General features: G+C 36.6%; 14 protein-coding genes. 13 read left to right on the top strand and 1 reads right to left on the bottom strand.

Annotated features, from left to right (window positions below):
- Positions 1 to 120: 120 nt before the first annotated feature.
- From G4D63_RS10535 to G4D63_RS10500, 8 genes are all read left to right on the top strand, one after another.
- A complete protein-coding gene (locus G4D63_RS10535; protein ID WP_163179611.1) occupies positions 121 to 2,502 on the top strand; it encodes a 3-hydroxyacyl-CoA dehydrogenase/enoyl-CoA hydratase family protein in 2,382 nt (793 codons plus the stop codon).
- Positions 2,503 to 2,609: 107 nt separating this feature from the next.
- A complete protein-coding gene (locus G4D63_RS10530) occupies positions 2,610 to 3,785 on the top strand; it encodes an acetyl-CoA C-acetyltransferase (protein WP_163179610.1) in 1,176 nt (391 codons plus the stop codon).
- A gap of 26 nt (positions 3,786 to 3,811) precedes the next feature.
- Positions 3,812 to 5,596 carry an acyl-CoA dehydrogenase family protein gene (locus tag G4D63_RS10525; RefSeq protein ID WP_163179609.1) on the top strand — a complete coding sequence of 595 codons (1,785 nt, stop codon included), beginning with the start codon at positions 3,812 to 3,814 and terminating at the stop codon, positions 5,594 to 5,596.
- A 232-nt stretch (positions 5,597 to 5,828) separates the two neighbouring features.
- Complete coding sequence (locus tag G4D63_RS10520) at positions 5,829 to 6,188, top strand: arsenate reductase family protein (protein WP_163179608.1); 360 nt, start codon at positions 5,829 to 5,831, stop codon at positions 6,186 to 6,188.
- Between the two features lie 301 nt (positions 6,189 to 6,489).
- A complete protein-coding gene (gcvH, locus tag G4D63_RS10515; protein ID WP_163179607.1) occupies positions 6,490 to 6,873 on the top strand; it encodes a glycine cleavage system protein GcvH in 384 nt (127 codons plus the stop codon).
- Between the two features lie 56 nt (positions 6,874 to 6,929).
- Positions 6,930 to 7,172: a YusG family protein gene (locus G4D63_RS10510; protein WP_163179606.1), complete on the top strand. Its 243-nt coding sequence runs from the start codon at positions 6,930 to 6,932 to the stop codon at positions 7,170 to 7,172.
- A gap of 118 nt (positions 7,173 to 7,290) precedes the next feature.
- On the top strand, positions 7,291 to 7,635 hold the full coding sequence (locus G4D63_RS10505; RefSeq protein WP_163179605.1) for a toprim domain-containing protein: 345 nt from the start codon (positions 7,291 to 7,293) through the stop codon (positions 7,633 to 7,635).
- A gap of 10 nt (positions 7,636 to 7,645) precedes the next feature.
- Positions 7,646 to 7,969 carry a thioredoxin family protein gene (locus G4D63_RS10500; protein WP_163179604.1) on the top strand — a complete coding sequence of 108 codons (324 nt, stop codon included), beginning with the start codon at positions 7,646 to 7,648 and terminating at the stop codon, positions 7,967 to 7,969.
- Between the two features lie 112 nt (positions 7,970 to 8,081).
- Here G4D63_RS10500 and G4D63_RS10495 read toward each other — a convergent pair whose 3' ends face one another.
- On the bottom strand, positions 8,082 to 8,807 hold the full coding sequence (locus tag G4D63_RS10495; protein ID WP_163179603.1) for a MerR family transcriptional regulator: 726 nt from the start codon (positions 8,805 to 8,807) through the stop codon (positions 8,082 to 8,084).
- A 290-nt stretch (positions 8,808 to 9,097) separates the two neighbouring features.
- Between G4D63_RS10495 and G4D63_RS10490 the strand changes: the two genes are divergently transcribed.
- From G4D63_RS10490 to G4D63_RS10470, 5 genes are all read left to right on the top strand, one after another.
- The gene (locus tag G4D63_RS10490) at positions 9,098 to 9,487 is read left to right on the top strand and encodes a GntR family transcriptional regulator (RefSeq protein WP_163179602.1); all 390 of its coding nucleotides are present in this window, start codon (positions 9,098 to 9,100) and stop codon (positions 9,485 to 9,487) included.
- A complete protein-coding gene (locus G4D63_RS10485; RefSeq protein ID WP_163179601.1) occupies positions 9,480 to 10,379 on the top strand; it encodes an ATP-binding cassette domain-containing protein in 900 nt (299 codons plus the stop codon). The genes G4D63_RS10490 and G4D63_RS10485 overlap by 8 nt, the downstream gene beginning before the upstream one ends.
- Positions 10,354 to 12,330 (top strand): DUF6449 domain-containing protein, encoded by a 1,977-nt coding sequence (locus G4D63_RS10480; protein WP_163179600.1) that lies wholly within the window; start codon positions 10,354 to 10,356, stop codon positions 12,328 to 12,330. Before G4D63_RS10485 ends, G4D63_RS10480 begins: the two co-directional genes overlap by 26 nt.
- A gap of 21 nt (positions 12,331 to 12,351) precedes the next feature.
- A complete protein-coding gene (locus G4D63_RS10475; protein WP_163179599.1) occupies positions 12,352 to 12,855 on the top strand; it encodes an RNA polymerase sigma factor in 504 nt (167 codons plus the stop codon).
- A 341-nt stretch (positions 12,856 to 13,196) separates the two neighbouring features.
- On the top strand, positions 13,197 to 13,535 hold the full coding sequence (locus G4D63_RS10470) for a hypothetical protein (protein ID WP_163179598.1): 339 nt from the start codon (positions 13,197 to 13,199) through the stop codon (positions 13,533 to 13,535).
- Positions 13,536 to 13,600 lie beyond the last annotated feature (65 nt).

Genomic DNA, 13,600 nt, shown 5'->3' with positions numbered 1-13,600 from the left:
TTTCGATTTATTATTGCGAAAATTTCCAAAATGGATTATAGTGAAAGAAGAAGAGGTTATATTTTTTTAACTAAAAAATGAATGAGCATTCATTCAAAGTGAAGAAAGGGGAGATTACGGTTGAGTCGAAACATTCGCAAAGCAGCTGTATTAGGATCCGGAGTTATGGGATCAGGAATTGCTGCCCACTTAGCCAACATCGGCATTCCAACGTTACTACTAGACATCGTACCTAGAGAATTGACAGAAGACGAAAAAAAGAAAGGGCTTACACTAGAGGACAAGGTTGTCCGTAATCGTCTAAGCCAAACTGCTATTCAAAAGCTGTTAAAGCAGAAGCCTGCTCCATTAGCAGCAAAGGAAAACATTTCTTTAATTGAAGCTGGAAATTTTGATGATGACTTTGAACGCCTTAAAGATGTAGATTGGATTATTGAAGTTGTCGTTGAGAACTTAAATATAAAGAAGCAAGTGTTTACACGTATTGATGAAGTGAGAAAGCCAGGAACGATTGTTAGCTCGAATACTTCTGGTATTTCAATTGAGGCTATGGCTGAAGGTCGTTCTGAAGATTTCCAAAAGCATTTCTTAGGAACTCATTTCTTCAACCCGCCACGTTATCTAAAACTTCTTGAAATCATCCCTACAAAGAATACAGATCCTGAAGTTCTTTCATTTATGAAGACTTATGGTGAAGATGTTCTGGGTAAGGGAGTTGTAGAAGCAAAGGATACTCCTAACTTCATTGGAAATAGAATTGGTACTTACGGATTGATCATGACAGTTAAACAAATGTTAAAAGGTGGCTACAGTGTTGGTGAGGTAGACTCTGTAACTGGACCGTTAATTGGTAGACCGAAAAGTGCAACCTTCCGTACTCTTGATGTAGTTGGTTTAGATACATTTGTGCATGTAGCAAATAACGTTTATGACCAAGTAGAGGGAGAAGAAAAGGAAGCATTTGAAGTTCCTACATTTATGAAATCCATGCTTGAAAAAGGCTGGTTAGGAAGTAAATCAGGTCAAGGATTCTTCTTGAAGCAAGGCAAAGAAATTCTAGAATTGAATCCTGAAACTTTAGAATATGAACCACGCAAGAAACTAACAGCTCCATCCATTGAATTGGCTAAACAAGCAAAAGGCAATGATAAGTTAAAAGCACTTGTCTATGCGGATGATCGTGCTGGACAGCTTTTATGGAGTATCATGAGTCCTGTCCTTGTATATACTGCAGGTCTTAAAGGTGTAATTGCTGATGATATCGTTGCGATTGATAATGCAATGAAATGGGGATTCGGCTGGGACAAAGGTCCATTTGAGTTATGGGATGCAATCGGCGTTGAAAACTCAGTAAAGAAAATGCAAGCAGAAGGTCAACAGGTTCCTGCTTGGGTACTAGAAATGTTAGAAGCAGGTCAAACTTCTTTCTATAAGAAAGAAGAGGGACAAGAGCTTTATTTCCAAAATGGAAGCTATGAATCAAAGGTTGTAAACCCAAAGGTTATTTACTTAAAGGGTCTTAAGGAAAAGAACGGGGTAATTAAAAAGAATAGTGGTGCTAGTTTAATAGATTTAGGTGATGGAGTTGCAGGTTTAGAATTCCATTCTCCAAATAATTCAATCGGTCCAGATGTTACTCAAATGATTAACTTTGCTATTGAAGAAGTTGACCGTAACTACGAGGGTCTTGTGATCGGTAATCAAGGTAAAAACTTCTGCGTAGGTGCTAACCTTGCGATGATTCTAATGGAAGCACAAGATGATAACTTCTTTGAACTTGATATGGTCGTTCGCCAATTCCAGCAAACGATGATGAATGTCAAATATAGTCCAAAGCCAGTTGTTGCTGCTCCGTTTGGAATGGCACTTGGTGGAGGAGCAGAAATCTGCTTGCCAGCTGCCCAAATTCAAGCTTCTATGGAAACGTATATGGGCTTGGTTGAAGTAGGTGTTGGTTTAATTCCAGGTGGTGGCGGAAATAAGGAATTATATATTAGCCATCTAGAGGGATTACCTAATGGAGTAGAAAAGGATCTACAAAAAATCACGAATCAAGTATTCGAAATGATTGCAATGGCTAAGGTTTCTACTTCTGCACAAGAAGCAAGAAATAATAATTTCTTATCAAATCATGATGGCATTAGCATAAATGGTGATCATCTACTACATGATGCAAAGCGTGCTGTACTAGCACTTGCAAGTAGAGGATATCAAGCACCAAAGCGTAACAAGGTTCCAGTGGTAGGTGAAACTGGTTACGCAACATTGTTACTAGGAATTGATTCTATGTTACGTTCTGGATTCATTTCAGAGCATGATTCGAAGATTGCTAAGAAGCTAGCGTTTGTATTAGCAGGTGGTAGAGTTAACTTCGGAACAGAGGTTGATGAGCAGTACTTACTTGATTTAGAAAGAGAAGCATTCTTAAGCTTAGTTGCGGAGCCAAAGTCACAACAGCGTATGCAGCATATGCTTTTAAAAGGTAAACCGTTACGTAATTAATAGATTCATAGAGAGGCATTGGGCCTCTCTCTCCATAATAAATGGCTCTATTTGTAAGAAGTAGTCTTTACGAAAAGTGCCTAACAAAAAGGAAATGGGGGAGTAATGTGAGAGAAGCAGTAATAGTTGCAGGAGCTAGAACTCCAGTCGGAAAAGCAAAGCGCGGAGCCCTTGCAAATGTGCGTCCAGATGATCTTGGAGCATTAGTTGTAAAGGAAACGCTAAAGCGTGCAAATAATTATGAAGGTAATATTGATGACTTAATCATTGGTTGTGCAATGCCTGAAGCAGAACAAGGATTAAACATGGCTAGAAATATTGGGGCTCTTGCAGGCTTACCAAATACCGTTCCAGCCATTACAATCAACCGTTATTGCTCATCAGGTCTTCAAAGTATTGCTTACGGAGCAGAGCGTATCATGTTAGGTTCTTCAGATACGATTCTAGCTGGTGGAGCAGAATCAATGAGTATTGTTCCAATGACAGGTCATACAGTTAGACCTAACATTAAGCTTGTTGAAAGTGCTCCAGAATATTATATGGGAATGGGTCATACTGCAGAGGCAGTTGCTCATAAATATGGAATAAGCCGAGAAGATCAAGATGCATTTGCTGTAAGAAGTCATCAGCGTGCTGCAAAGGCGATTCAAGAAGGTAAATTTGTGGACGAGATTGTACCAGTAGAAGTAACAAACAGATTTCTTGATAAGAATAACAAGCCTCAAGAAAAAACGTTTTCCTTCTCACAGGATGAAGGTGTTCGTGCCGAAACTACCCTAGATGTTCTTGGGAAGCTTCGACCGGCTTTCAATGTAAGAGGAAGTGTAACAGCTGGTAACTCATCACAAATGAGTGACGGTGCCGCGGCAGTGTTATTAATGGATAAGGAAAAAGCTCTATCTGAAGGACAAAAGCCGTTAGCAAAATTCCGTTCATTTGCAGTAGCTGGTGTTCCACCAGAAATCATGGGAATTGGTCCAATTGAGGCTATTCCAAAAGCATTAAAGATTGCTGGACTTGATTTATCAGACATCGGACTTTTTGAACTAAACGAAGCATTTGCTTCTCAGTCGCTAGCTATCGTCAGAACGCTAGGAATTAACGAAGAAATCGTGAATGTAAATGGTGGCGCTATTGCATTAGGTCATCCACTAGGATGCTCAGGTGCAAAGTTAACATTATCTTTAATTCATGAAATGAGAAGAAAAAATATTCAATTTGGTGTTGTTACGATGTGTATCGGTGGCGGAATGGGCGCTGCTGGTGTGTTTGAACTAATATAAATGGTCATTTAAGAGGAGGAAATAGCATGTCAAAAACAACTGAAAATTTGATTAAAGGTGGAAGCTTTTTAATCGAGGATCTTACAGCAGATCGAATTTTTACTCCAGAAGATTTTACAGAAGAGCATAAAATGATTGGTAAAACTACAGAGGACTTTGTAGTGAACGATGTATTACCTCATTTAGAAGATATTGAAAATCACCAGTTTGACAAGTCTGTAAAGCTTTTAAAGCAAGCGGGTGAGCTTGGACTATTAGGTGCTGATGTACCTGAAGAGTACGGCGGACTTGGACTAGATAAAATCAGTTCAGCTGTAATCACAGAGAAAATTTCACGTGGTGGAAGCTTCTCGTTATCATTCGGTGCTCACGTAGGAATCGGATCTTTACCAATCGTACTATTCGGTAACGAAGAGCAAAAGCATCAATACCTTCCAGATTTAGCTTCAGGTGAAAGATTAGCTGCTTACGCGTTAACTGAGCCAGGTTCAGGATCAGATGCATTAGGAGCTAGAACAACTGCTAAATTAAATGCAGAAGGCACTCACTATGTATTAAACGGTGAAAAGCAATGGATCACAAACTCTGGCTTTGCTGATGTATTTGTAGTGTATGCAAAGGTAGACGGAGAGCATTTCTCAGCATTTATCGTTGAAAAAGGATATCCAGGAGTTTCAACTGGTCCAGAAGAAAAGAAAATGGGAATTAAAGGTTCATCTACTCGTACATTAATTCTTGAAGATGCACTAGTTCCTAAAGAAAACCTGTTAGGAGAGCTTGGTAAAGGTCACGTTATTGCCTTTAACATCCTTAACATTGGTCGTTATAAGCTTGCTGTAGGTACAATTGGTGGATCTAAGCGTCTTACAGATGTAGCTGTTCAATATGCAAATCAACGTCAACAATTCAAAACACCTATTTCTAGCTTCTCACTAATTCAAGAAAAGCTTGCGAATATGGCAACGAAAACTTATGCAATGGAAAGCTCTGTATACCGTACAGTAGGACTTTATGAAGATAGCATGGGTCGTCTAACTGATGAAGAGGTTAAAGATGGTAAGTCAATGCCAGCAGCAATTGCAGAATATGCAATCGAGTGCTCATTAAATAAGGTGTTTGGTTCTGAAACTCTTGATTATGTAGTTGACGAAGCTGTTCAGATTCATGGTGGATACGGCTTCATGGCAGAGTATGAGGTAGAAAGAGTATACCGTGATTCTCGTATTAACCGTATCTTCGAAGGAACAAACGAAATTAACCGTTTACTAGTTCCAGGTACGTATTTACGTAAGGCAATGAAGGGTGAACTTCCTTTATTCCAAAAAGCACAAGCACTTCAAGAAGAGCTAATGATGCTAATGCCTGAAGAAGTTGGCGATGGCGTTCTTGAGCAAGAAAAGTATTTAGTAAAGAATGCAAAGAAAATTGCTCTATTATCAATGGGCTTAGCTGCACAAAAATATGGTAAGAGCCTAGATAAAGAGCAAGAAATCCTAAGTAATATTGCTGATATCGTAAGCAATGTTTATGCTATGGAGTCTGCAGTACTACGTACAGAAAAGGCAATTAACAAAACAGGACTTGAAAAGAACAATCAAAAGCTTCTTTACACTCAAGTATATTGCCAAGAAGCGTTCAATGAAATTGAAGCACATGCAAAAGAAACTTTAATTGCAACTGAAACTGGTGATGCGCTACGCATGATGTTATCTGCTCTTAAAAAGTTCACTCGCCACACTCCAATTAACGTTATTGGTAAAAAGCGTGAAATTGCTGCAAGTATCATTGAAGCTGGTCGTTTTACTCTATAAAAGAAGGTGAAGAGCTGTTAGCTATTGTTAACAGCTCTTTCTTTTAGTTAGGGTAGCTTCTGTATGTAAGTTGTTTGTTAGAAGAGCAGTGAGATAAAAATTTCTTTATCGACTTAGCAGGACTATGATCAGGAAAGTCGAATATTTATTATCTGTCCGGTTGTTAGGAAAAGACTGGGTTATATGTTAAAATACACTTTGATGTGTATTCTATTTATGGTGGTGAAATGGATTGGCAGTAACATTTTATTGGTATCCAAAATGTAGCACTTGTAAAAATGCGAAAAAATGGCTTGAAGGACATTCTATTCCTTTAAATGAAGTACATATTGTTGAAAATGCACCGTCTAAGGAAGTTTTGACTGAGCTTTATGAAACAAGTGGAATGGAATTGAAAAAGTTCTTTAATACAAGTGGAATGAAGTATCGTGAATTAGGATTAAAAGATAAACTTAAAACGATGACAGAGGATGAAATGCTAGATCTTCTATCTACGGACGGAATGCTAGTTAAGAGACCGATTGTTACAGATGGAAAAAAGGTTACAGTAGGATTTAACGAGAAGCAGTTTGAAGACACGTGGTTATCGTAATTTAAAATAAAACTATGGAAAAATGCTCATTGAGTGTTACCATATTTATATTAATAGAGCTTGTTCAAAAAGGAGGAAAAAATAGACGAGAAGTTCGAGGCGGCGAAGATTTGAGCACCGGGCTTGCACAGGATGTGCTGACTTCTGCGTTATGCATAGGACGTGCATGACTTTAGCAGAAGTTCCTCTGCAATTTACATGAGGAGCGGAAAAGCGAGCCAACGAAGAAATTCAACAGCTATTTTTCCCGGAATTTTTGAACATCCTTTAATACTTATACATATTTTTGGAGGGATACTAAATGAATACACCAAAAGAACTACGCTACACAAAAGAGCATGAGTGGGTACAAATAGACGGTAATACAGTACGTATCGGAATCACAGATTTTGCTCAATCGGAACTGGGAGATATCGTGTTTGTTGAGCTTCCTGAAGTTGGGGATGACATTGCTGCTGACGAGCCTTTCGGAAGCGTTGAATCCGTAAAAACTGTTTCAGAGCTTTACGCTCCTGTAAGCGGTAAAGTGGTTGAAGTAAACGCTGATCTTGATGACAGCCCTGAATTCGTAAATGAGTCTCCATACGAGAAGGCGTGGATGATTGTTGTTGAGCTTTCAGATGTGAGCCAGCTTGATTCATTAATGACAGCAGAACAATATGAAGAAATGATTAATCAAGACTAATGAATTCGTAAAATCTGGACATTCTATGGTTATAGAGTAATAAAGGAGTGTTCAGCATGCTAGAGCAAAAGCGTCTTGATATAACAGACCGAGTTGTCGGTAAATTTGGTCAAGATCAAGTGGAATTATATGTTGGTGAAGAATCAATTGGTAGAATGCTCTTTACTGGACAAGGCAATCAGTATGACTTAAAGCCGGGCTATGAGCAGGAAGAAAACAAGATTTTTCACTATGCAGATATAACAACAAATCCAGATCAAAAATATACCGATTGTGATCAAGAAGATGGTTGGTGCTAGGCAGTGGGTCATAACCACTGTCTTTTCTTATATAAGCCTTAACTTAGCTGAGGCACGCATGAAAGACATTTTGCATATCTAAAGATTGAACCTAAACTACACATAATGGTGATGCTATATGGAGCGTGAGATTGAACGAGTAATTATTGTAGAAGGTAAGTCGGATAAAAAGAAGCTAGAGTCTGTATTAAATGAGGAAATAGAGATCATTTGCACAAACGGCACAATTAGTACTAGCAGATTAGATGAACTAATTGAGGAACTTTTTGATAAAGAGGTTTATATTTTAGTGGATGCAGATGATTCTGGTGAAAAAATAAGAAGGCAATTTTTACGGGAATTGCCTGAAGCCATTCATCTATATATAGATAAGACATATCGTGAGGTGGCTGCCGCACCTGAGCAACATGTAGCCACAGTTTTGCTTAGTGCTAATTTAGATGTACATGCTAATTTTTTATAAGGGTTGAGTGATGGTAGTGGAAGAATGGCAGGAAATACGGACTGGAGACATAATGAAACATAAGGAACTGGCATTATTTTTGTTTACACCTATTTGTGGCACATGCAAACTGGCTGAAAAAATGCTAACGGTGATTCAAGAGCTCCTACCTGATTTTCCAATTAAGAAAGTAAATCTAAATTATACTCCTGAATTAGCCTCAGAATGGGAGATTCAAAGTGTACCATGTCTCCTATTATTTAAGCATGGTGTATTAATTAAGAAAATTTTTGCTTTTCAATCTGTTGACTATTTGTATAAAGAGATTAAATACTTATGTTCAACTGAAGAATAAGAAGCGTTGGAGAATAAATTAAAGTTAGCGCTTGCGCTGTTTAAACAATACAAAAGAGAACCAAAGCATGATGATTAGGATTTTAATCATCATGCTTTTTCTTGTATAAACATTAGTTATTTTGGTCTGCAAACACCGCCATAGCATCACACATGAATCTGGATAGGCCATCCCCAAATTGATCTATGTTCTTGGTAAAACGCTCGTCATCTACATACATTTGCCCTAATTCCTTGAATGCATCAAGGGAGTAGGTTCCTAATTTATTTATAAACAGATACCATTCTTTAATTCCTTCCTGGGCTTCCTTGGAATCAGCTGAAAGATTGCGAATTGCGGCAAGGTTACGATAGATTTCGTTGAATTTCTCTTGATCGAAAGCAGTCATATTTTTTACCTTTTCATTTGCTTCATCGACTGCTTGATCACCCCATTTTGCTCTTGCCTCTTGTTCATATGGATTTTTACTAAAGTCAAAGCCTTCGAATTTTTCTTGATTTGACATGTGTATTTCCCCTCTCGAATGTTTAATTGTTTTTTCAATCGTCCCAATTATTTTATCGAGCCGGCTCTTTTTTTCTAGTAGCATTTTAAGCTGGATTGTTAGTGCTTCTTGCCGATCAAATGTTGGATTATCAATTATTTCTTTAATTTTCTTTAAAGGGAAGCCAAGTTCTTTAAAAAATAAAATTTGCTGCAGCGTTTCAAGATTCTTATCAGAGTATAAACGATAACCTGCTTCCGTGGTTTCCTCTGGGATCAATAGCCCGATGTCATCATAATGGTGAAGTGTGCGCACACTAATTCCCACGAGATCAGCAACCTCTTTTACTTTCATCTATATCGCTCCCTTCTTTAATTACTATAAAGTATCCCGTAACGTCAGAGTCAATATGACACTTAGTTTTTTTTACAATAGAGTGAGAAGCGGAATGGATATACAGACAATATCTACAACGTTTTGAATCTTGATTTAGGGAATATGATTGTGCGCAAAGATCCCCTTAATTAGTTAAGAGGAAAAAACTAAAAAAAATTTTCAAAAGGTCTTTCCAGAACTAGGAAAACAGGTTATACTAACTGTATTAACACAAATAATACAGGTAATACAGAAGAGGGAGGTTTGAAATGTTTGAATTAGACATCAGAAGTAGGCAGCCCATTTATGAGCAGTTAGTAGAAAAATTAAAGGAGTTAATTATGAACAACATTCTAAAGGTTGATGAACAGCTACCATCCGTAAGGACACTTGCTCAGCAATTAACGATAAATCCTAATACTATTCAAAAAGCATACCGTGAATTAGAAAGACAAGGTTATACATATTCAGTACCAGGTAAAGGAAGCTTTGTGAGTGACGCATCGAGTATTATTAATAACGAAAAATTAGAAAAGCTAAAACAGGAATTAATTAAGGTGTTATCAGAAGCAGTGTATCTTGGACTTAAAAAGGAAGATATCGTGGAATTGTTTGAAGCAATTGATGATTCTGTGAAAGGGGGAAATCAGGGTGATTAGTGTAAAAAATCTCTCAAAAGGATTTGAAGATCTTGAAGCGATTAAGAGTATTAGCTTAAACGTAAAGAAAGGTTCGATTTACGGTCTTCTAGGTTCAAATGGTGCGGGAAAAACAACCCTATTAAGAATATTAGCTGGAATTCTGGTTCAGGATCAAGGTGAGCTAACAATTAATGACCAGGTTGTTTTTGAGAATGAAAGAATTAAAAATCATTTATTCTTTATACCTGATACTCCTTACTTCTTTTCACAATACACGACTAACCAAATGGCTAAATTTTATAGCAGCATATATTCAAACTGGTCACAGGAGCGCTTTTTAAAGCTACAGGATGTGTTTCAGCTTGATCGAAATAAAAAGATTCAAAAATTCTCAAAGGGAATGCAGAGGCAGGTTGCGTTTTGGTTAGCCCTATCCACGATGCCTGACCTTCTTATTCTGGATGAGCCATTTGACGGATTAGATCCCGTTATGAGAAGAAAAGTGAAGAATTTAATCATCCAAGATGTCGCAGACCGAGAAATGACGATTATTGTTTCCTCACACAATCTTAGGGAAGTTGAAGATATTTGTGACTATGTAGGGATTGTACATAAGGGTACGATGCTATTAGAAAAGGATTTAGATGACTTGAAGTCGGATGTACATAAAATTCAAGTAGCATTTTCAGGAGACATTTCCGATGAAATATTCAAAGGAGTAAGCCTTTTGTATAAGGAAGAACGTGGAAGCGTTATTTTATGTATTGTTCGTGGACAGGAAAGTGAAGTGGTGAACCATTTTCGTAAATATAATCCCGTTATTTTTGACTTACTACCATTAACACTAGAAGAAATTTTCATTTACGAAATGGGGGATCAAGGCTATGCAATCCAAAACATCTTGGTTTAATAAAGAGATCATCCTTCAAGGCTTTAGGAGCACGGGATGGCTTGGGATTATCTACTTTTTAGGCTTGTTCTTTGCGTTACCATTAAGAATTATAATGTTTGTGACTGAAGAAGAGTCAATCTATAGGCATCAATTTTTTGAAAATAATAATCTATTTTCATGGAATAACGATATTCTAACCCTTTTTTCAGGTGCTGTTCCTGTTTTAATAGGAATTTTTATATTTAGATATATTCAAACAAAAGCATCCTCAGATTTATTTCATAGTTTACCAGTTAACCGAGTTCAGCTATATAACCATTTTGTTGGAATAGGTGCAACTTTAGTTGTTTTACCTATCTTGCTCAATATGATGATTCTGTTTATTATGGTTCCAGCATTTGATCTATCAGTATACTTCACGATCACTGACATCCTTTACTGGGCTGGTATCACTATTTTAATTAATTTGCTGGCATATATGGGTACAGTAGTGATCGGAATGGTGACAGGAATTTCGATCATACATGGAGTACTTTCTTACATCTTTTTGTTTTTGCCGATTGGTCTATGTTTGTTATTAGTTTTTAGCTTAGATATTTTCCTTTTTGGATTCACGCCGGATTTTTATACGGGTCCAGAATTAGGGAAACTATCTCCTCTTTCAAGGACTGTTTATCTTAATAACATGCCAGTAACATGGGGTGAAACTGGGATTTACCTTGGATTAATCCTCGTGCTTTTCGGTTGTGCGATTTTACTTTATCGAAAAAGAAGATTAGAAGCTATTACAAATCCAATCGTATTTCCGATCCTTAGACCTATTTTTAAATACGGAGTAACCTTCTGTTTCATGCTCTTCGGAGGGTTGTATTTCGGTGAGGTGCAAAACAACTTTGGATGGACAGTTTTTGGTTATGTTGTAGGTTCTATTATTGGATACCTCATTGCAGAGATGGTTCTCCAAAAAACATGGAGAGTCTTAGGTGGATTTAAAGGATACTTATATTTTGTTGTGGGTATGGTCGTCCTATTAGTAGCGATCCACTTTGATGTATTTGGTTATGAGGGAAAAGTACCTGAAACTGCTGAAATTGAAAAAATATACTACGGAAGTGAACGTTATCTTTATTTCAATGAAGCTGAGGATTTTGGACTTCCAATCGAATATTTCCATGAAGAAGAGAACTTTGAAAATATTATCAAACTCCATCAAGCTATTATAGATGATAAAGACCGTTTAAAGGATCAAGATTTACCTAGTCATCCGGAATCAGTTTTTATTGTGTATGAGTTGAAAAATGGAGAAAAAATTGTTCGTGATTACGCGATTCCTGGAAATGATTATGCTCACTTATTAAAGCCAATTTATGAGTCAACGGAATATAAAAATGTTAGGTTTCAAGCGATGCAGCTAGAAGCTTCTGAAGTAGAAAAATTAGTCTTCGAACCGACAATCGGATATAAACAAAGAGAAGTTGTTATATCAGATAAGGCTGAAATTGTAGAATTACTTTCCGTCTTAAAGGAAGATATTTTAGTTCAAGAGTATGAAAACTATAATGAAGGGACTATTTCTACAATTAGGATTGACCTAGTGTCAGAAGATCCACACTTTGAGACCTATCATGGATTAACAGCTTCATACCCTGGGGTAGAAAAATGGTTGAAGGACAAGGGAGTTTATGAAAATGCTGTTTTAACAGGTGATGATTTTGAATATGCCATTCTTCTAGGTGAACAAATTATTGATATTAATGAGTATTACACACTACCAAATAATGAATTGGTCGAAAAACTTAATAGCCTGGAGGACACGACAAAAGTTACAAATCCAACAGAAATTCTCGATTTATGGAAGAATGCAACCGGTGATTATAATAAAGGCCTAAATATTGCATTTAAATTTAAAGAGCAACCTCATATAGAATTTAGAACAATTGATGATAAAGCTGCGAGTTCATCCAAGTAGAGCAGCTAAAGGCGGGTCAAAATGGATTACACTAACTTATATAATCTGTATTACAAAAAGATATACTATCAAGTTCACTCGATGATCAGGGATCATTATTTGGCAGAGGACATTGTTCAAGAAACCTTTATTAAAGCTTTTGAAAAGGCTGACTCAATACTAGATGAGTCGAAAATTGGACCTTGGCTCATGACAATTGCGAAAAGGACAGCAGTTGACTTTATTAGAAAAGAGAGTAGACAAGGCTGTGAATTTGTCGAAGATCTGATCAACTACAAGGAAGAACCAAAAACTTCTGTAGAAAAAGAGGTCGAGTGGGAATTTTTTAAGAATGAAATAGAATGTGAGATCAATAATTTACGTAAAGAGCAGCAAGCGATTATTCATTTGAAAATCAATAACGGCTTAAAAGAAAAAGAAATTGCAAGTCAGCTTAAGATGAATCCTGGAACGGTAAAGATCAATCTTTATCGTGCAAGAAAGCAATTGAAATCTAAGTTAGAACCACAATTAGTTATTGCTTAGCCCACCAATTTTGGTGGGTTTTTTGTTGTTTTAGCAAAAAATCAACAAAACTGTGCAGTTTTTTCACTGAAAACAAGTTTTCTAGAAAGTAGATTTACTTATTCCAAATTAGTCCTTATAAATATGGATTTCCATAGAACTCGTTTTTAAATTTTTATGTCAAAAAAGGCATAAATTAAGTTCGATTTGTAAAACTATCTGCAATATGACATATTTCTCAGGAAATAAATAGAATTATGTATTTATTTGTTTCCCAACCAAGAAAGTGTCGAACGATTAATAGGGGAATAGGTCTGGATACTGTTGAATAGTTACAGTAGCCATAACCAGGAGGAGATTTTATGAAAGAGTTACTTGAACAATTTGCTAGTGCTGTATTAAGAGAAAAACATCTGAGACCAATTCTCCCATCTACTCCGATCTATGTTTGCTTTCAACTTGACTATGAATTAGTTTTTATTAAGATATCAACAGACGGTTGTGAAATATTTGCAAAGAGCCAAGGTCGGACAGATGTTTGGATTAAGGGAGATTGTGAAACCTTACAGTTTATTATTACAGGAAAAGAAAGAATTAGAAAACTTGAGAGTGAAAATCGTATTAGATTAACCGGGAAATTAAAGGATATTTTACTAGCTGAGGCTCTCTTTTACTTAAGTGAAAAAAGATTATCTGCATAATTGGCTTATTATCACGTAAGATTACTATTGTATTAAATATTTACTATAAACTAATTAGTAAAAAT

The sequence above is a fragment of the Bacillus mesophilus genome, assembly GCF_011008845.1.
GTDB classification, from domain to species: Bacteria; Bacillota; Bacilli; order Bacillales; family SA4; genus Bacillus_BS; species Bacillus_BS mesophilus.
The sequence above is the reverse complement of the archived record's forward strand: the minus strand, read 5'-3'. Positions and strand labels throughout refer to the sequence as shown.

Excerpts from the sequence above, each read along its gene's own strand:
- G4D63_RS10525 (WP_163179609.1), top strand. The coding sequence starts at position 3,812 with ATGTCAAAAACAACTGAAAATTTGATTAAAGGTGGAAGCTTTTTAATC.
- gcvH (WP_163179607.1), top strand. The coding sequence starts at position 6,490 with ATGAATACACCAAAAGAACTACGCTACACAAAAGAGCATGAGTGGGTA.
- G4D63_RS10510 (WP_163179606.1), top strand. The coding sequence starts at position 6,930 with ATGCTAGAGCAAAAGCGTCTTGATATAACAGACCGAGTTGTCGGTAAA.
- G4D63_RS10505 (WP_163179605.1), top strand. The coding sequence starts at position 7,291 with ATGGAGCGTGAGATTGAACGAGTAATTATTGTAGAAGGTAAGTCGGAT.
- G4D63_RS10500 (WP_163179604.1), top strand. The coding sequence starts at position 7,646 with ATGGTAGTGGAAGAATGGCAGGAAATACGGACTGGAGACATAATGAAA.
- G4D63_RS10495 (WP_163179603.1), bottom strand. The coding sequence starts at position 8,807 with ATGAAAGTAAAAGAGGTTGCTGATCTCGTGGGAATTAGTGTGCGCACA.
- G4D63_RS10490 (WP_163179602.1), top strand. The coding sequence starts at position 9,098 with ATGTTTGAATTAGACATCAGAAGTAGGCAGCCCATTTATGAGCAGTTA.
- G4D63_RS10480 (WP_163179600.1), top strand. The coding sequence starts at position 10,354 with ATGCAATCCAAAACATCTTGGTTTAATAAAGAGATCATCCTTCAAGGC.
- G4D63_RS10475 (WP_163179599.1), top strand. The coding sequence starts at position 12,352 with ATGGATTACACTAACTTATATAATCTGTATTACAAAAAGATATACTAT.
- G4D63_RS10470 (WP_163179598.1), top strand. The coding sequence starts at position 13,197 with ATGAAAGAGTTACTTGAACAATTTGCTAGTGCTGTATTAAGAGAAAAA.